General features: G+C 59.2%; 15 protein-coding genes. 1 reads left to right on the top strand and 14 read right to left on the bottom strand.

What is annotated here, in order from left to right; all coding sequences use genetic code 11:
- Positions 1 to 46: 46 nt before the first annotated feature.
- The 10 genes from CHU70_RS10270 to CHU70_RS10225 all read right to left on the bottom strand — a co-directional run bounded on the left by CHU70_RS10270 (position 47) and on the right by CHU70_RS10225 (position 12,534).
- Positions 47 to 2,833 carry an RNA helicase gene (locus tag CHU70_RS10270; RefSeq protein WP_070862688.1) on the bottom strand — a complete coding sequence of 929 codons (2,787 nt, stop codon included), beginning with the start codon at positions 2,831 to 2,833 and terminating at the stop codon, positions 47 to 49.
- Positions 2,834 to 2,857: 24 nt separating this feature from the next.
- The gene (gene tatC / locus CHU70_RS10265; protein ID WP_070862689.1) at positions 2,858 to 4,084 is read right to left on the bottom strand and encodes a twin-arginine translocase subunit TatC; all 1,227 of its coding nucleotides are present in this window, start codon (positions 4,082 to 4,084) and stop codon (positions 2,858 to 2,860) included.
- 18 nt (positions 4,085 to 4,102) lie between these two features.
- Positions 4,103 to 4,471 carry a Sec-independent protein translocase subunit TatA gene (gene tatA / locus CHU70_RS10260; RefSeq protein WP_070862690.1) on the bottom strand — a complete coding sequence of 123 codons (369 nt, stop codon included), beginning with the start codon at positions 4,469 to 4,471 and terminating at the stop codon, positions 4,103 to 4,105.
- Between the two features lie 74 nt (positions 4,472 to 4,545).
- Positions 4,546 to 5,577 carry a YafY family protein gene (locus CHU70_RS10255; protein WP_070862691.1) on the bottom strand — a complete coding sequence of 344 codons (1,032 nt, stop codon included), beginning with the start codon at positions 5,575 to 5,577 and terminating at the stop codon, positions 4,546 to 4,548.
- Positions 5,577 to 6,605, bottom strand: a complete 1,029-nt coding sequence (locus tag CHU70_RS10250; protein WP_070862692.1) for a YafY family protein — start codon at positions 6,603 to 6,605, stop codon at positions 5,577 to 5,579. The genes CHU70_RS10255 and CHU70_RS10250 overlap by 1 nt, the downstream gene beginning before the upstream one ends.
- A gap of 43 nt (positions 6,606 to 6,648) precedes the next feature.
- Positions 6,649 to 8,109, bottom strand: a complete 1,461-nt coding sequence (pafA, locus tag CHU70_RS10245; RefSeq protein ID WP_048734207.1) for a Pup--protein ligase — start codon at positions 8,107 to 8,109, stop codon at positions 6,649 to 6,651.
- A gap of 69 nt (positions 8,110 to 8,178) precedes the next feature.
- The gene (locus tag CHU70_RS10240; protein ID WP_005510795.1) at positions 8,179 to 8,373 is read right to left on the bottom strand and encodes a ubiquitin-like protein Pup; all 195 of its coding nucleotides are present in this window, start codon (positions 8,371 to 8,373) and stop codon (positions 8,179 to 8,181) included.
- Positions 8,374 to 8,434: 61 nt separating this feature from the next.
- The gene (gene dop / locus CHU70_RS10235) at positions 8,435 to 10,012 is read right to left on the bottom strand and encodes a depupylase/deamidase Dop (RefSeq protein WP_049170549.1); all 1,578 of its coding nucleotides are present in this window, start codon (positions 10,010 to 10,012) and stop codon (positions 8,435 to 8,437) included.
- A complete protein-coding gene (arc, locus tag CHU70_RS10230; RefSeq protein WP_126108030.1) occupies positions 10,005 to 11,582 on the bottom strand; it encodes a proteasome ATPase in 1,578 nt (525 codons plus the stop codon). The genes dop and arc overlap by 8 nt, the downstream gene beginning before the upstream one ends.
- A 109-nt stretch (positions 11,583 to 11,691) precedes the next feature.
- The gene (locus CHU70_RS10225; RefSeq protein ID WP_049170556.1) at positions 11,692 to 12,534 is read right to left on the bottom strand and encodes a tRNA (adenine-N1)-methyltransferase; all 843 of its coding nucleotides are present in this window, start codon (positions 12,532 to 12,534) and stop codon (positions 11,692 to 11,694) included.
- 85 nt (positions 12,535 to 12,619) lie between these two features.
- On the opposite strand from CHU70_RS10225, the gene CHU70_RS10220 reads away from it, so the two are divergent.
- Positions 12,620 to 13,507: a RecB family exonuclease gene (locus CHU70_RS10220; protein ID WP_049170646.1), complete on the top strand. Its 888-nt coding sequence runs from the start codon at positions 12,620 to 12,622 to the stop codon at positions 13,505 to 13,507.
- A 181-nt stretch (positions 13,508 to 13,688) separates the two neighbouring features.
- On the opposite strand, the gene CHU70_RS10215 is transcribed toward CHU70_RS10220, so the two are convergent.
- The 4 genes from CHU70_RS10215 to CHU70_RS10200 all read right to left on the bottom strand — a co-directional run bounded on the left by CHU70_RS10215 (position 13,689) and on the right by CHU70_RS10200 (position 17,872).
- Positions 13,689 to 15,002, bottom strand: a complete 1,314-nt coding sequence (locus CHU70_RS10215) for an anaerobic C4-dicarboxylate transporter (RefSeq protein WP_070706045.1) — start codon at positions 15,000 to 15,002, stop codon at positions 13,689 to 13,691.
- 39 nt (positions 15,003 to 15,041) lie between these two features.
- Positions 15,042 to 16,490, bottom strand: a complete 1,449-nt coding sequence (aspA, locus tag CHU70_RS10210; RefSeq protein WP_147739803.1) for an aspartate ammonia-lyase — start codon at positions 16,488 to 16,490, stop codon at positions 15,042 to 15,044.
- 258 nt (positions 16,491 to 16,748) lie between these two features.
- Positions 16,749 to 17,594, bottom strand: a complete 846-nt coding sequence (gene hisG, locus CHU70_RS10205) for an ATP phosphoribosyltransferase (protein ID WP_016422792.1) — start codon at positions 17,592 to 17,594, stop codon at positions 16,749 to 16,751.
- A gap of 14 nt (positions 17,595 to 17,608) precedes the next feature.
- A complete protein-coding gene (locus CHU70_RS10200; RefSeq protein ID WP_005510825.1) occupies positions 17,609 to 17,872 on the bottom strand; it encodes a phosphoribosyl-ATP diphosphatase in 264 nt (87 codons plus the stop codon).
- Positions 17,873 to 17,881: the final 9 nt, after the last annotated feature.

Here is a 17,881-nt window from a genome sequence, read left to right as displayed (position 1 = left end):
GTGGCCTCGGGGCGACGAGGCTTCGGCTGACCAACGTAACCGGCAACTAATTGTTCAGCGCCACTACGCCCCTGCGAATTGCCTGAATAGCCTCGGCGGACTTGTCGCGAATGTCCGTGGAGTAGCCCGTCTTCTTGATCTGCTGCAGCAGGTCAATGACCTGACGGCACCAGCGGACAAAGTCGCCCGGGGTCAGCTCCGCGCCACTCTCGGCGGCGGCTTGCAGGCAGTACCCCAGCGGTGCACCCGCAGTCCACTGATGAATTGCCGTAGCAAAAGCCATATCCGGCAAGTCCGTTACCGGCAGCCGGTAACGGCGCTCATCCTCCGACAGTTCCTCCCAGATGCGGTAGGTGTTCCCCAGCGCCTTGGCCAGCGGCTCGGTAGGCACCTCATCACTGCCTTGACTGGCCTTGCGGTTTTCAAAGACCAAGCTCGACACCGCACCGGCCAGTTCCGCGGGGTCCAGGTCATCCCAAATACCGCGGCGCAGACACGTGGCCACCAGCAAATCCGAGCCGTTGTGAATCTGCGCCAGCCGAAGGCCTTCCTCGGTAATTGTCGGCTCCGCGCCCTCCGGCCATTCGACGTAGTCCATCTGTGTTAGCAACTGCAGCATGCGGTCGAATGTGCGCGCCAATGTATCCGAGGCGGAATCGACGCGCTTCTGCAGCTTGGCCACATGCGCCTCGGCCTGCCGCAGCGTATCGGCGTGACGAGCCATCGTCTCCACCGCAGGATCGCCATGTAGCGGATGCTCGCGCAGCTCCTGGCGCAACTTCCTCACCGCCGGCGAGTTGCCACCAGTGCGACGCTTCAGCCTCTTTGGTCCCTTTAGCCCCTTGCGGCCAATCTCTGCGCGCACAATTCCGAGCGCACGTCGCGGATGCCGGTCCGCATCCCGAGGCAGCTTAATCGCGCCGACCGTCTGCGGCGCCGCTGGGAAGATATGCGGCTCTACACGCCCCACGAACCCGCCGACACTGATGACACCGGGACGTGGATTCGACTTCGAATGGTCCTCTCGGTACACCACCGCCAGCTGCACCTTCTTACCCTTCGGCAGCGGAATAACCTCGCCTCGACGGAGTCTGCGCAGCGCGGTCACTGTTTCCGTGTGGCGGTCTTCAATATTGCGGCGCTTGGCGTTCTTCTCCTCCTGGGTCAGCTTCGCGCGCAGATCCAGGTATTCAAGCATCTGGGTTAGGCGCTCGTCGTCACGCGAACTGCCTTCCTCGCTTGACGACGACCCCTCAGCCTCCGCCCCTTCAGCGTGCGCATCGGCTCCCCTGCCGAGCAATTCCGCACGCAGGGCCGCGGCTTCCTGCTTTGCCTTGGACAGTTCGGCGGCGACTCCGACAATGTCGCCATCCGCCTGGAACTGGGCGAATGAGCGCTCCATGACGCGCTTCGAGCCTTCGTAGCCGAGCGTCTGCAGGAGGTTGACGCTCATGTTGTAGCTCGGCGCGAAGGTGGAAATCAGCGGATATGTGCGCGTAGATGCCAGCCCTGCGATAGCCTTCGGATCCATTGCCGGGGCCCACTGCACCACTGCATTGCCGACAGTGTCGATACCGCGGCGGCCAGCGCGACCGGTCATCTGCGTGTACTGACCCGGCGTGAGATCCACATGTGCTTCGCCGTTGAACTTGACCAGCTTCTCCAGCACGACCGTGCGGGCAGGCATGTTGATGCCCAGCGCAAGCGTCTCGGTGGCGAAGACAACCTTGACCAGGCCTTCGTTAAAGAGCTCTTCCACAATGTGCCGGAACGCCGGCAGCATGCCCGCATGGTGCGCCGCAAAACCACGGATGAGAATGCGGCGCCAGCGCAGGAAACCGAGAACCTGCAGATCTTCCTTCGGAATGTGTGCAACACCGTCATCGATAATCTTGGCGATGCGCTCCTGCTCATCCCGGTCAGTGAGCTCTGCGCGCGTAGCACCGACCTGCGCCAGCGCGCCTTCGCAGCCCGCGCGGGAGAAGATGAAAACAATCGCGGGCAGCATGTTCATGGAGCCGAGCATGCGGATAACATCGCCGCGCTTCGGCGGACGGAACTTGCGCTGCCCCTTATCGCCCCAGCTATACGAGCGCCCACCGCCCTTGTGCTTCTTGTACTGGTAGCGCTCCCTGGCCCCAGCGTCGCCGTAGCCGAACTCGGCACGACGGCACGCCTCCAACAGGTCCTGATTGACCTTGTCCGACTTTGCCTCGAAGAGTGGATAGAGACGGTTTCCCACCAGCATGTGCTGATGCAGCGGAACCGGGCGCAGATCCGTGACAATGACGTCCGTGTGCCCGCGCACCGTGGACAGCCAGCGGCCGAACTCCTCGGAGTTGGACACCGTCGCGGACAAACCGATGACGGCCACGGACTGGTCGAGGTTCAAAATAACCTCTTCCCAGACAGCGCCGCGCTCGCGGTCTGCGAGGTAGTGAATCTCGTCCATCACCACATGCGTGAGTTTCTTCAGCGTCGGTGAGTTCGCGTAAATCATATTGCGCAGCACCTCGGTGGTCATCACCACGATGTCCGCGTCGCCATTAATAGAAGTGTCGCCAGTGAGCAGGCCTACGCGGTCCTCGCCGTAGTCCTCGACTAGGTCGTGGTACTTCTGGTTGCTCAACGCCTTGATAGGTGTGGTGTAAAAGCACTTGCCACCGCGCTCAAGAGCTGCATAAATAGCGAATTCGCCAACAATGGTCTTGCCCGCACCGGTGGGTGCACAGACGACAACGCCCCGCCCTGCCTCAATTGATTGGCAGGCGCGGAGCTGAAAGTCGTCAAGATCGAAATCCTGTTGGCTGACGAAATCGCCGAGAAGAGTCATGCCTCTAGAGTGTCATAAACCGCGCTAGAGAACATCATCAAAGTCGCTCGTCGGACGATTTCGCAAGTCCTGCGTCGGCATCGGAGTCTCCGGAATCATGCCCTGTGGCCGTGGTGGACGCGAATTGCGAGTAGGACGCATCTGGGATGCCCGCGTCGGCGTCGGCGCGTTCACTGGCGTGGGGCCAGAGACCGGAGAGGTCGTCGGGGCCGCTGATGCCGTCGGCATGCCGCCCGGCTGAATCGACGTCGGCGCACTTACTGAAGTCGGGGCGTCGATGCCGCCCACGTCACCGATACCGCCGGCGGAGCCAATCGGACCGGAAGCCGTAATCGGTCCGGAGCCTTGCTCGTCATCGACGTCCAACCACTCCGGTCGCTCATTTGCTTTACGACGGTCATGGAGACGACAAATCTGGATTGCGATTTCTACCAACAATGTCAGTGACGTCGCCATTGCGACCATGGATATTGGTTCCTGCCCCGGAGTCATGAAGGCCGCAAAGATGAACAGCGACATAATGATGATGCTGCGCTTGTCCTTGATGCTCTCGTAGGTAACGACACCGGCCATGTTCAACATGACCAGGAAAAGCGGAACCTCAAAGCTCACGCCAAAGCAGACGATGAGCGCCAAGAGGAAACCGAAGTATTGCGAACCGGTGAGTGCAGAAATTTGCGTCTCTTCACCAATCTGGAGCAAGAACTCCAGACCGATGGCGACAACGTAGTAGGCCAGGACGGAACCCATGACAAACAGCAGCGCGGCGGCAGTCACAACTCTGCGCGTGGTGCGGCGTTCCTTCCGAACCAAGCCGGGAGTGATGTAGGCCCAAATCTGGTAGAGCCACCATGGCGACGACATCACCAGACCGGCCAGCGCACCGACCTTCAGCCGCAGCATGAACATTTCAAACGGACTGGTCGCCAGCAGACGACACTCCGCGCCCTCACCGCCGCCGAGACGCATCTCGGGTGGAAGCTGACAGTACGGATCCTTGAGCAACTCACCCAGGGACTTAAAGTGCACAGGGCCAACATTGACCGAGGTAAACGGTATGCGGAACTGACCAATGGTAAAGGCGGTCTGATACCAGATAAAGCCCACAACAGTGCCGACGGCAATACCAGCGAGGGCGAGAACGAGGCGACGCCGGAGCTCTTGAATGTGCTCGACAATAGTCATCACGCCCTCGGGATTGCGCTTACGCTGGCGCTTCCGAGGACGTGATGTGGATGTAGCTGAAGTCACGCTTCAACCGGCCTTCTACTACTGCTGCGGCTGGCCAGGGTTGTTCTGGCCAGGCTGCGGCTGGTACGGCTGCTGCGGCTGAGCCTGCGGTGCCGGCTGTTGGTACTGCTGCTGCGGCTGGTACGGCTGCTGCGGCTGAGCCTGCGGTGCCGGCTGCTGGTACTGCTGCTGCGGCTGGTACGGCTGCTGTGGCTGGGCCTGCGGAGCCTGCTGAATTGCAGTCTGCTCCTGCTGCTCGTCATCGTTGCGCATTTCCTTGACCTCGGACTTGAAGATGCGCATGGAGCGGCCGAGCGAACGTGCGGCATCCGGCAGCTTCTTTGCACCAAAGAGCAAGACAAGAACGACCAGGATAATGATGATTTCCCAGGGACCAAGGTTCGGCATCCGCTTAGAGACCTTTCAAATGAAAATAAATACAAGTGGCAAGTTGCCACATCGTGTGCGATTAAAGCTTTGATTTAAGCCTTGTCGTTTCGACCATACTCTGCCAAAGCTTCGCGGGCTCGCGCAACAACGGCGTTTTTCAATTTTAAGGGCTCAGCGACCGTTACGCTCGGTGAACGGCGGAGCACAAAGGAGGCTGTTGCGGCCAAGTCGGACATCGGCACGTCAGCGACAAACTCCGACTGCCCTAAGCCTTGGTCAGAGACCAGTTCGGTATCCTCTTCTTCTCCCTCATCTTCAGTAAAGAAGACCGGTTCATAGTCTGCGATCCAGGTGGCGTCGGCGTCGATAAGCACACTTGCCCATTCGGACGTTCCCGTTTCCGCACCAAAGGCGTGGGGATCACGGATATCGACAGGCTCTGGGCGGTGGAAACCGGCGGGAGTGTCGAGGACCTCGGCGGCCTCCAGACGGTCGACGCGGAAGCTCTTCTGGCGACGGTCTTCCTGCGCACGGTCCACAGCGCGGAGGTACGTCGTGGATTCAACTGTATAAACGTTGACACAGTCAAGCTCACGGGCTGTAATCTGCCCTGAGGCATTCCGGTAGCGCACCTTCAACACCTTGCGCTGATGCAGCGCGGAATAAATCTGCTCAGAAAAGGAAAAGGCCTTGCCATTTTCCGCAGCGGTCGAGTCAATGATGGGGACGTTTATTCCCAGAGCACTGCGTAGTTTTGTCGCGGCCGTCTGCGCGGCCTCGGAGGAAGTGGTGGCTGCGGAGTCCTCGATGGTTTCCAGGATGAGCAGCAAGGTCGCGGTTTCTTCGGCTGTGAGCGCACGTGGCTGGCTGAGCACCGTTGCCTGAGGGCGAATACGGACATCAAAGCTGTTGCGGTAATCAACTTCAAAAGCCCGCACTCCGAGGAGTCCCGGCTGGTCGATGTCGGCAATCTGCTCCACGATTGCCCGAATTCGGGCAAAAGGTATGGCCAGCTCGGTAGCGGCCTCTGTCATTGAACGGTGCTGCGAAAAGTACGGTACGACCGCCAACAACTCGTCGACACTGACATTCGCGTCAAGTTCCCGGGCTGCATGCACTGTCATTAGTTGCCCTCCAAAGCGTTCTTCGCACCATTCGATCCGCCATGGCGAGCGAGTACCTGCTCCAACCGAGCAATAATCTCCGACCGTGCCTCTTCAGGTGATTCCACAATCAAATCCGGTGCGTAACTCAAACCTGTGGACACAATCTCACTCACAGGTGCCGCTGGCAGCTCGTAGCGCCCATCCCCCAACGCGGTCGCTTTCATCACCACATCAGCGCAGGTATTCGGAGCGATACGAACAACCGCCTGATAGGTCTTGCCACCGCGGTGCAACATGTTTTCCGCAATCTGTTGCAAGTCACCATCGGGCATTGGCTGGGTCGCCGACTTCCCTGTATCCGACACATCGCGGATACGGCTGAGCCGGAACATACGCGCCGCCTCACGCTGCGGATCAAAGCCCAACACATAAAAGCGCCCGCGCAGGTTAATCAGACCCCACGGCTCCAGCACGCGCAGTTCATCATCCACGCCGTACTGGCGGGAGTACCACATCTCCACTGTCCGGCGCGGCGAGGTCATTGCAGTCAGCAGTGTGCTGAAATCCACTCGACTCATATCCACCGCATCGGCCACCACCACCGACTCATCCGGCTTCGCAATGGCGCTGCGCTGCGCAAACGATGCGAGCTTCCGCCACGCCGCCACAGCCGTCGAGCTCAGCTCCTCCGAACCAAACGCCGCATTCGCCGCCTGGAAAACCACCGAAGCCTCCGCTTCAGTGAACTCGGGGTCGTGCTGGGGCCACCGTAGTCTATTCAGTCGCAGACGCTTGACCTTATCGCCCGCGCTTGACGACGAAACCTCCACCGGGACCCCGGCTGCCAGGAGCGCCGCGGTGTCCGCACGTAAATAACGAGCCCGGGAATCCTCGGAAACACGGGAGTAACCCTCGACATGTTTGGAGATCCACGACTCGCTGACCCACCCGGTGTCGTCGGCAAGCGCCAACAGCAGCTGAACCTGGCGTTGGGTCTCACTGATCGCAGCGGATCCGGGGCTTTCCGATACCGGTGGGACAGACACGACTGTGGGGCTCCTTTTCCTGGGGCAGTTTCCGGGGGCGGAACTAGTTTTCCGGATCCGTATCCGAGGTCTTCTTCGCGGCCGTCAGAATCTCGATCATCTCATTGACCTCATTGTTTTCCGTGGCAAACGGGTCGCCGAGCATGGTGGAGATGGGATCGTCACCGGAAATCTTCAGGTGTGTCCAGTCCACTACGGTCTTCAAACTGGAGTCTTCAGCTGCAACGAGGAAATCACCGCGCAGCTTCGCACGAGTAGTTGGCGGTGCGATGCGGACTGCCTCAGCGACCTGCTCATCGGTGATCCACCGCGAGGCAATGCCACGGGCTTCCAGCGCACGGAAGATGCCTCGGCCGGGACGGATGTCGTGGTAGGCCAAGTCGATTTGATGAAGCTTGGGGTCCTCCAGCGTTAGACCGCGATCCAGGTAGCGTTTCATGAGCGAGTACTTAATGGCCCAGTCAATGTCGTGCTCAATGAGAGACCAGTCACCGGTTTCCACGGCATCCAGCGCGCGACCCCACAGCTCGACGATGCGGCCCATTTCCTCGTTGGACGTGCCGGCCCCGGCAATGCCCTTGTCTTCATTGACCATGTTTTCTTCGCGGACCTTCAGCCACTCCGTCGCAGCGTCCAGGAACTCGCGTTGAATCTGCAGTGCGGTGGCAGTTTCGCCACTGCGCAGTGGAATCTCGGCCTTGCCGGTCATATCGCGGCTCACCGCACGGATGGACTTGATTTCGTTGGCGACTTCGAAGTCCGGCAACTTCACGCCGGCTTCAATCATCTCCAGTACCAGCTGAGTGGAGCCAATTTTGAGCGCAGTCGTCGTCTCACTCATGTTGGAGTCGCCCACGATGACGTGCAAGCGGCGGAATCGGTTGGAGTCCGCGTGTGGCTCATCGCGAGTGTTAATAATCGGCCGGGAGCGCGTCGTTGCACTGGAGACGCCCTCCCACACATGATCCGCGCGCTGCGAGAAGCAGTACTGAATCGGATCGTTGTGATACGGCGAGGTTGGGTACGGCAGGAAAATCTTCCCCGCGCCACAGATGAGCTGTCGCGTAACCAAGAAAGGTAGCAGCAGCTTGGACAGGGACTTCAGTCCCAGTTCACGTCCAACCAGGTAGTTTTCGTGACAACCGTAGGAGTTACCGACGGTATCAACGTTGTTCTTCAGCAGGTAGACCTTGCCACCGATGCCCTCGTCGGCAAGCTCTGCTTCAGCCTTTTCAGCGAGTTCATTCAAGATGACCTCGCCCGAGCGGTCGTACGCTACCAGCTGCGAGACCGAATCGCACTCAGCGGTAGCGTACTCCGGGTGGCTTCCGACATCGAGGTACATACGACCAGCATTGGGGGTGAAAATGTTGGTTGCCCCGTACTTAGCGATCACCGGGCGGAACATGTAGCGGGCAATCTCATCCGGTCCCAGACGGCGCGAGCCATCCAGCGTCAGAGTGATGCCGAACTCGGTCTCAATACCGGTGATGCGTCGGGTCAACGCCTGTGCCGGTACCGGTGTCGGCGTTGCTTCCGGCTCCTGCTGCCCTACCTGCTGGTCAGTCACTTTTTACTGGCCACCCTTCTGGACATACGAACGCACGAACTCCTCGGCGTTGTTCTCCAGCAGACCATCAATTTCATCCAGCAGGTCGTCAGCAGCTGCAACGTGCTCCTGAGCCTGACCGCCGCCAGCGACCTCGCCGAACTCTTCCTCGTCGCCTCCGCCGGAACCGCCGCCGAAAACCTGAGTGTTACCAGCCATGATATTGCTCCTTAAAAATGAACTTTTGAGTATTACTGCTCTATTACTGCACTATGTGTGCCTATTGTTCGCGGATAGCCCCGAGAGTACGCAGATGCTCAACCACCTTGGCCACTGTCTCCGCAGACTCCAACACGTCACCGCATTCTGCGGCAGTGAAACGGTCAACTTCATCCAGCGTAATGTAGGCCAGCGTAATTCCAGGCGACTCCACGTCACGAGTGCTCCGATACACCCCCGCGGTGTCCACCACCAAGCTGGTCCAACTGCCCGCGACGACATCCTTGCCAAAGCGGCGCAGAATGCCACCGCGTACATACGCACGCGTAGACTCCGGTGCGTATTCAACCGCTCGGTCGACTTCTTCCTCGGTCACGAGTGTGCGCATCGAACCGCGGCGCACCAGCGCATGGTACAGCCCACGAGCAGGGTCAATATCCGAGTACTGAATATCAATCAACGCCAACTTCGGGTGGTCCCAGCCCGCGCCCAGGCGGGTACGCAGGCCCTCCATGAGGTTGTATTTCGCCACCCAATCCAGCAGATGGGCTGCCTTGCGGGGGTCGTCGGAAAGCACGTCGAGCACTTCACGCCAGAGCTTGACGACGTCGCCCTGCTGGTCGTAGCTCTCCACGCGACGCAGGTACTCGTACTGCATTTCCACTGCGGACATCCACGTGACATGGTCTGCCAGCTGCAGCTTCTCGGTGCAAGTCAAGTCTCGGGAGACCTTATGGACGGCCTCGACGGGGTTGCGGAGCTGCAGGTCGTCGAAACGCACGCCGTCCTCGATGGCGTCGATGACCAAACCTGTGGTGCCCAGCTTGAGGAAGGTGGCGACCTCGCTCATGTTGGCATCACCGATGATGACGTGCAGGCGGCGGAAGCGATCGGAGTCTGCGTGTGGTTCATCGCGGGTGTTGATGATGCCGCGGTTCAAAGTGGTCTCCAGCGAGACCTCAGTCTCGATGTAGTCCGCGCGCTGCGAAATCTGGAAACCCGACTCCTGCCCCGTCTGCCCCAGACCCACGCGACCAGCGCCCGTGAACACCTGGCGGGTGACGAAAAACGGCGTCAGACCGGCGACGATGTCATCGAACTCGGTTTCTCGGGAGAAAAGGTAGTTCTCGTGGGCACCATACGAGGCGCCCTTGCCATCGACATTGTTGCGGTAGAGCTTCAGCATCGGACCTGGATTGCCCTCAGCATCGGTGGCTTCGGCGGCAAGCTGAGCTGCGCGCAGCATAATCTTGTCACCTGCGCGGTCAGCGATAACCGCCTCGCGGGCGGTTGCCGTCTCCGGTGAGGAGTACTCCGGGTGCGCGTGATCGACGTAGAAACGGGCACCATTTTGCACCAGCAGGTTTGCAGCGCCGACGGCATTCGGGTCAACAATCGGTGGCTGGTGGTAACGGCGCAGGTCGAAACCACGGCTGTCGCGCAGTGGCGACTCTGGTGCGTAATCCCAGCGGATGCGCCCCGACAGGCCCTCCTCCTGCTCATGCGCGAAAGCGAGCACGGCCTGCGTGGAGGTGAGAATTGGGCTGACATCCGGGTTGTCCGGGCTGGAAATGCCGTACTCAATCTCCGTGCCGAAGAAGCGGTTCGACTGTGCAGAACTGGCGGCGGATTTAGCCATGGCGAATCACCTCGACCGAGGCAACGCGCGCCGCTGGACGACCGGAGATGCGAGCCCACTCATCCGGGTTCGAGGTGTTTGGCAGGTCCTCGTTCTGCGCGAACTCCTCCGCCACTGCAGACAGCAGGTGATCCAAGCTAATACCAGCCTCGCCGCCAGCGATAACCGACTTGATGGCGGACTTCTTCGCACGGTCGACGATGTTGGAAATCATCGCGCCGGAGTTGAAATCGCGGTAGTACATAACTTCGCTGGTGCCATCGGCATAGCGAATCCGCACGTACTCGTTTTCTTCCGTCTTGGCGTACATCCGCTCAACAACCTGGTCAATGAGGTGTGCGACATTCTGCTCCACCCCACCGCGCGCTTCCACCTCGGCTGCTTTATACGGCAGCTCTGGAGTCAAGTACTTGCGGAAGATATCCTTCGCCGCAGCCTCATTCGGGCGCTCAATGCGGATTTTCACATCCAAGCGTCCTGGGCGCAGAATTGCCGGGTCAATCATCTCCTCGCGGTTGGTGGCACCAATCACGATGACGTTTTCCAGCCCCTCCACACCGTCAAGTTCACTGAGCAGCTGCGGGACCACTGTGTTTTCCATATCCGAGGAGATGCCCGAACCACGAGTGCGGAAAATCGAGTCCATCTCATCGAAGAAGACAATTACCGGCTTGCCATCCTCGGCAATGTCGCGAGCGCGGTCAAAAATCAGGCGAATCTGACGCTCGGTCTCACCCACGAACTTGTTCAGCAGCTCCGGGCCCTTGACATTCAAGAAGTACGATTGCGCCCGCTGCGCCTCCGCCTCGCTCTTGCCTCGGGATAGCGCAATCTTGCGTGCCAACGAATTAGCCACAGCCTTGGCAATCAGCGTCTTACCATTGCCGGGAGGGCCGTAGAGCAGCACACCCTTCGGCGGACGCAGGTTGTACTGTTCAAACAGTTCTGGCTGCAGGAACGGCATCTCCACGGCATCGTGAATCTGCTCAATCTGACTGTCCAAACCACCGATATCCGTGTAGGTGACATCCGGTACCTCTTCCAGCACCAGGTTTTCCACCTCGGACTTCGGAATGACCTCAAACGCATAGCCCGACTTGCGGTCAATCATCACCGAGTCCCCCGGCTTCGGCGACAAATCCCCCGCCAGAGACACCACGAATTCCTCACCGTGAGTATCCGAGGCCAAAATGCGCTCCCGATCCGGCAGCACCTCACGAACATTGGCGATGTCGCCGCTTTCCGGATAACCGCAGTCCTCCACGATTATCGAGCCCTCATTCAGACGCACCTGCGCACCCGGCCGAAGCGCCCGCTCATTAATCTCCGGCTGCACCCGCAGGCGCATCCGTCGATTTCCGGTAAAAACCTCTGCGGTGCCTTTCTCCGGCCCCGGCTTAAGGAAAATACCGTACGTGCTAGGCGGCTCCAGCATGTCCTCCATGTCTTGGCGCAGTAGCTCTAGCTTGTTACGGGAGTCCCGCAACAGCTCAACCAGGCGATTATTACGAATGCCGAGGTTGTAGTTCTTCTGCTCAAGATCACGGATTTTGTCAGACGGCGTTGTCATGTATCCCAGATTACCCATAGGGCCAGATGCCGTTGTTGCTTGGTCGATTTAGACCGTGTGTCGCATCACGCTTTACGACGGCTACACCTCCCAGCGCGAAGCGGCGGGTCTAGAGCTTCTTTTGATTTCGTCGCTGTGGGCGCGGAGGCACCGTGCCGTCGGCAAGCCTGCGTGCCCACACCAGGAATGCGGTATGCGCCTGCATACGGTGCGCCGGGCGGACGGAGAGATCCTGAACATTCCAGTCGCGGACCAGGGATTCCCAGGCGCGTGGTTCGGTGAAGCACTTCTGCGCGCGGATGCCCTCCATGACTTTCATTAGCTGCGGAACAGTGGCGACATAGACCATGAGCACGCCGCCAGGCTGAAGCACCTTCGAAACGGTGTCCAGGCATTCCCATGGAGCGAGCATGTCCAGAATGACTCGGTCGACCGGGCCGCCGAGCGACTCGACGGAGGCCTCGTTGAGATCGCCCAGGCGCAAGTCCCAGTTGTCGGGCTTGTGACCCATGAAGTCGACAACGTTGCGTTCCGCGTGCTCGATGTGATCCTCGCGGACCTCGTAGGAAATAAGCTGCCCGTCAGCGCCGATGGCGCGGAGCAGGTTGAGGCTGAGCGCGCCGGAGCCAGCGCCGGCCTCCAACACGCGCGCACCTGGGAAGATGTCGCCCTCGACGATGATCTGTGCAGCATCCTTCGGGTAAATCACCGCAGCACCGCGCGGCATGGACAGGACGTAATCGACCAGCAAGTGACGCATGGCCAGGTAGACGGTGCCTTCGCTGGAGGTGACGGTGGTGCCTTCCTTGGCGCCGATGAGGTCGTCGTGGAGGATGGTGCCGCGGTGAGTGAAGAACTTGCCACCCTCCTCGAGGATGACGGTGAAGTGGCGATTCTTCGAGTCAGTCAGCTGGACTCGGTCGCCGACTTGGAATGGTCCGCTCAATGCCATAGGTGTGTGGGCTCCTTTTGGGGTTTGGTTGGGTCGGGTCATGTCGGGTGCAGCCAAATCCGGGCGGTACTCTAACCTGGCTAGTATGCCCGACAATGCCCAAAGTTCTAAGTCAGCAGTTCAACCTTCCCGCCGCTCTAAGTTGGCGCTGTCGCCGTCGAGAGCTAATGACTACCGCCAGTGCCCGCTGAAGTACCGGTTCCGTGCGATTGACAAGATTCCGGAGCCGTCGACTGTCGCGCAGGTCAAGGGCACGTTGGTGCATGCTGTGCTCGAACAGATGCATGCCTGGCCCCGTGAAGAACGCACTTACCCCGCAGCGGTGAAACGGCTGAAGCCGACCTGGGAGGACATGCGTGCAAAGGACGAGGAACTGATTGAGCTAGTTCCGGAGGATGATTACTACGACTTCCTGGTCGAATGCCGCGGCCTGCTCAAGGGGTATTTCATGATGGAAAACCCCATGGGCTTCGATGCGGCCGAGATGGAAAAGTTCGTTCAGCTGGTTATCGATCCGGATGCGGATCAGACTGTGCCATTGTCAGTGCCACTTCGTGGTTTTATCGACCGCGTCGATATTGCCCCGACCGGTGAGGTCCGGATTGTCGACTACAAGACGGGCAAGAAGCCCTCTCCTCGCTTCCAGGATGAGGCGCTCTTCCAGATGCGGTTTTACGCGCTGGTGTGGTGGCGGCTCACCGGTCGTATCCCGGAACAGCTGCGGTTGATGTACCTGAAGGTTGCCGATGACCTGGTGCTGAGTCCCAACGCGACAGAATTAGAGGCCTTCCAAGCGGAGATTGCCGACTTGTGGTCGGCGATCGTGCGCGACGGTGAAAACGGTGACTTTGTACCGAAGAAGTCCAAGCTCTGCGGGTGGTGTTCTTTCCAGGAGATGTGCCCTGCCTATGGCGGGGTCACACCGGAGTACCCCGGTTGGCCGGGTGCTGTCGGCGATGGCGGCACTGAGTAAAAGCTGCGGATGGGGTGGCTCTCGCGGCGAACTTAGCTTTCGCGGGGTGCCACCGTCGGCGGTAACGGTGTCAGTACAAGTTACTGACTAGGTTTATGACAGGTGAATGGACTTAACCGCTTCGATTTTGTCATAAACCTAGTCAGTTTCTCTATGCGGTGTTCTAGGTAGCCCCCCCCCACTACAGCAGTGCGCTGCCGAAGGCGAAACCGAACGCGACAGACAGGGCAATACATAAGGTGCCTGGGATGATGAACGAGTGGTTAAACACGTATTTGCCAATTCGGGTTGTGCCAGTGTCGTCCATCTCCACCGCGGCAAGGAGCGTCGGGTAAGTAGGCAGTACGAATAGCGCGGAAGTCGCTGCGAAGGAAGCAATCGCAGTGATGGGAGAAACTCCCACCGCGAGTGCAGCGGGCATGATGGCCTTTGCCGTGGCCGCCTGCGAGTACAGCAATGCGGCCGCAAAGAATAGCACGATTGCCAGCATCCACGGCATTGTGGTCAGTAGGCTGCCGGACGCGGCCTTAATGTCGTCGATGTAGTGGTTGATAATTGTGGTTCCCAGCCACGCCACACCGAGAACGCAGACGCTGGCGGACATGCCCGATTTGAACACCGGTGTGTTCAAAATGGTTGCCGCGTCCAACTTGCAGGCCAGCACGATAACAGTGGCGGCGGTCAACATGATTGACATGATCGCCTCGTTTCGTGGGAGCGTGGGGTCAGCGATGAGGCCGACCTGTTCAGTGCTGATGGTCGCGTAGACCATCACCGCGAGAATCGAGAGTAGGAAAATCGCCACGGACCACTTGGCCGACTTGGTTGGCACGTATTCGCTCATCTGGCCACGTGGCTTGGAGACTAACCCCTTTTCCAAGCGGCTTTGATACTCCGGATCGTCGTCAAGCTCTTTGCCTAGGTGATTCGTGACAAAGGCGGTCGGAAGGATGGCGAGGAACGTCGAAGGAATGACAATCGCCAGGAGTGTGAGATAACCAACGCCGCGGGGTTCCATGAGCGAAGCCATCAGCACCACAGCCGCTGAAATGGGTGATGCCGTAATCGCCAACTGAGATGCGATGACCGCCACGGACAGCGGGCGGGACGGGCGAACGCCTCCCTCCTTGGATACTTCGGCGATAACTGGGAGGGTGGAAAATGCGGTGTGGCCGGTGCCGGCGAGCAGTGTCATCAGGTAGGTGACAACCGGGGCCCAGTAGGTGATGTGTCGCGGATTCTTGCGCAGCAACCGTTCGGCAATGTGGACGAGATAGTCCATGCCTCCGGCCTTCTGCATAGCGGCAATTGCCGCGATTACCGACATAATGATGCCGATGACATCGAACGGAATGTCGTCTTTGGTGACCGGAACCCCGGTGATGCCCAGCGCCAAAACGCCCAGCCCACCGGCGAACCCGATAGCAATTGAACCAAGACGCGCGCCAAGGACAATCGCTGCTAGAACGATAAAGATTTGGACGGCAACTAACATGTGTATCTCCGAAAAGTCACTCGTTAGACTTGTTGCCGCTTAGGACAAATCGTCGAGGCGAGACTCCCCTGCCACGTAGCGCTTCCCCCGGTATTCCGGGTGCATGAGGTTCTCGGTGTTCAGGACCTGGTTGAGCTCCTTCTCGTCCATCAGCCCGCGTTCGAGGACAATGTCCCGGACGGAGCGGCCAGTGCGAGCGGCATCCTTGCCAACCATATCGCCCTCGTGGTGGCCAATGACCGGATTCAGGTAGGTCACGATACCGATGGAGTTTTCCACATAGCCGCGGCAGACTTCCGGGTTAGCGGTGATGCCGGTAATGCACTTGTCGCGCAGAGTATCGGTAGCGTTGCGCAGCAGTTCAATCGATTCGAAGAGGCATGCGCCGATGACAGGCTCCATCACGTTTAGCTGCAACTGACCGGCCTCGGCTGCCCAGGTCAGGGTCACGTCGTTGCCAAAGACCTTGAAGCAGGCCTGGTTCGCGACCTCCGGGATTACCGGGTTAACTTTTGCCGGCATAATCGAAGACCCAGCGGCGCGCTCCGGCAGGTTGATTTCATTCAGTCCTGCTCGTGGACCCGATGCCAGCAGGCGCAGGTCGTTGCACATCTTGGAAATCTTCATGGCCGCACGCTTCAGGGATGCATGCACGCTGACGTAGGCGCCGGTATCGCTGGTGGCTTCGATCAGGTCCTTAGCAGAGGTCACCTTAAAGCCACTGACCTCACGTAGCGCCTGGGTCACGGCCTCGCGGTAGCCTGCCGGCGCATTCACGCCGGTACCGATAGCGGTTGCTCCCAGGTTGATTTGCAGCAGGCGTGCCGACGCAGTTGCGATGGACTCCTGCTCTTCCTCAAGGTTGTGGGCAAATGCGTGGAAAGCCTGTCCCAGGGTCATGGGAACGGCATCCTGCAGCTGCGTGCGGCCCATTGTGATGATGTCGTTGAATTCATCACCCTTGGCGTGTAGGGCCTCAACCAGGGAGTCGAAGTGCTTCTGCAAGCTCAGTAGCGACATGTGGATAGCAAGACGGAAACCTGTTGGGTAGGCGTCGTTGGTTGACTGGCACTGGTTGACATCATCGTTGGGGTGAATGACGTCGTATCGGCCCTTTTCCAGGCCGAGCAGTTCTAGAGCGAGGTTAGCGATGACCTCGTTGGTGTTCATGTTGAGACTGGTGCCAGCTCCACCCTGGAAGACATCGATTGGAAACTGATCCATGCAGCGTCCCTTTTCCAGGATTTCATCACATGCGGCGACGATGATGTCTGCAACATCGCTGGGCAGCGTGTGGACGCGCTGGTTGGCAATGGCCGTGGCCTTCTTCACCATCACCATGCCACGAATGAATTCGGGCACGTCGTTGATGGTCTTGGCTGAGATTTGGTAGTTGTCGATTGCGCGCAGGGTGTGGATGCCGTAGTAAGCCTCTGCCGGGACCTCCATAGAGCCAAGCAGGTCGACCTCGGTACGTGTTGCGGACATGTGGAAGCAATCCCTTCTAGCCTTTTAGCAGACCTAGTAGACGCAGCCTTGTGGGCCACATTTAGTGGCGATGATTGGTTACACCGCCAAAACTACAGTGCTGGCGTATGTGCCGCATGTACAGGCATAAAGTTACTGCTTCGGTCCGGCTAACGCCGTGCGCACTCTTAGTGTCAATATTACTACCTACGCTAGCGTAGGTAAAGGGTGGATTCAGCTAGGAAGCTCCCACTGGATAGCGTGTAAGGTTCGCGTGACTTAAATACGCGCGATACGGATATTCGAAGCCAAGATCGCCTCGGCACCAATCTTTGCCAGTGCGTCCATGAGCGGGTTGGCCTCTGCCTTCGGAACTAGCGCGCGAACTGCTACCCAATCCTCGTTAGCCAGCGGCGACACGGTCGGGCCGGACAGCCCCGGGGTGAGCTTGGATGCCTCTTCCAGCGCGGACGCACGGATGTTGTAGTCAATCATCAAGTACGTCTTGGCATGCAGAATGCCGGTCATGCGACGCAGGAACACCTGCTGCTCCTCGGTGACCTCTACACCCTTGCGTCCGACAACAACTGCCTCAGAGCTGACCAAAACATCGCCGAATGGCTTCAATCCCTGCTTGCGCAGGGTGCGACCGGTGGAGACAACATCGGCGATAACGTCGGCAACTCCCAAGCGGATGGAAATCTCCACTGCACCATCAAGGCGAATGACGGTGGCGTTAATGCCACGAGCCTTCAGATCCTCGCGCACCAGATTCGGGTACGAGGTGGCAATGCGCTTGCCCTCCAGAGCTTCTACGGTCCACTCCTCATCGGCCGGAGCGGCGTAGCGGAAGGTCGAGGCGCCGAAGCCCAGATTCAGAACCTCATCGACCGGAGCCAGCGAGTCAGCGGCCAGGTCGCGGCCGGTGATGCCCAAATCCAGATGGCCGTTGCCAACGTAGATAGGAATATCCTTCGGGCGGAGGAAGAAAAACTCAATGTCGTTGGCTTCGTCGTGGATGGTCAGGCTCTTGGAGTCGCCTCGACCCGGGTAGCCAGCTTCCTTCAGGATTTCGACTGCCGCCTCGGACAGCGATCCCTTGTTGGGCACGGCAATACGCAGCATGGTGTTGATTTCTCCTACAGGTACTTGTAAACATCCTCGGGGCTCAGCCCGCGACCGACCATGACCACCTGCAGCCAGTACAACAGCTGCGAAATCTCCTCTGCGAGGGCTTCGTCAGATTCGTGCTCAGCTGCAAGCCAGACCTCACCGGCCTCTTCGACAATTTTCTTGCCCTGGAAATGCACACCAGCGTCCAGCGCCTTGACTGTGCCCGATCCCTCGGGGCGCGACTGTGCTTTTTCCTTCAGCTCTGCAAACAGGTCATCAAAGTTCTTCACCCGGTCTAT

The organism is Corynebacterium sp. LK10 (genome assembly GCF_008042455.1).
Taxonomy (GTDB): domain Bacteria; phylum Actinomycetota; class Actinomycetes; order Mycobacteriales; family Mycobacteriaceae; genus Corynebacterium; species Corynebacterium jeikeium_D.
This window is presented reverse-complemented; position numbering and strand designations above follow the sequence as displayed.

What these genes read in the sequence shown, in the direction of transcription:
- CHU70_RS10270 (WP_070862688.1), bottom strand. Translation starts at nt 2,833, where the DNA reads ATGACTCTTCTCGGCGATTTCGTCAGCCAACAGGATTTCGATCTTGAC.
- tatA (WP_070862690.1), bottom strand. Translation starts at nt 4,471, where the DNA reads ATGCCGAACCTTGGTCCCTGGGAAATCATCATTATCCTGGTCGTTCTT.
- CHU70_RS10255 (WP_070862691.1), bottom strand. Translation starts at nt 5,577, where the DNA reads ATGACAGTGCATGCAGCCCGGGAACTTGACGCGAATGTCAGTGTCGAC.
- CHU70_RS10240 (WP_005510795.1), bottom strand. Translation starts at nt 8,373, where the DNA reads ATGGCTGGTAACACTCAGGTTTTCGGCGGCGGTTCCGGCGGAGGCGAC.
- dop (WP_049170549.1), bottom strand. Translation starts at nt 10,012, where the DNA reads ATGGCTAAATCCGCCGCCAGTTCTGCACAGTCGAACCGCTTCTTCGGC.
- arc (WP_126108030.1), bottom strand. Translation starts at nt 11,582, where the DNA reads ATGACAACGCCGTCTGACAAAATCCGTGATCTTGAGCAGAAGAACTAC.
- CHU70_RS10225 (WP_049170556.1), bottom strand. Translation starts at nt 12,534, where the DNA reads ATGGCATTGAGCGGACCATTCCAAGTCGGCGACCGAGTCCAGCTGACT.
- CHU70_RS10220 (WP_049170646.1), top strand. Translation starts at nt 12,620, where the DNA reads ATGCCCGACAATGCCCAAAGTTCTAAGTCAGCAGTTCAACCTTCCCGC.
- CHU70_RS10215 (WP_070706045.1), bottom strand. Translation starts at nt 15,002, where the DNA reads ATGTTAGTTGCCGTCCAAATCTTTATCGTTCTAGCAGCGATTGTCCTT.
- aspA (WP_147739803.1), bottom strand. Translation starts at nt 16,490, where the DNA reads ATGTCCGCAACACGTACCGAGGTCGACCTGCTTGGCTCTATGGAGGTC.
- hisG (WP_016422792.1), bottom strand. Translation starts at nt 17,594, where the DNA reads ATGCTGCGTATTGCCGTGCCCAACAAGGGATCGCTGTCCGAGGCGGCA.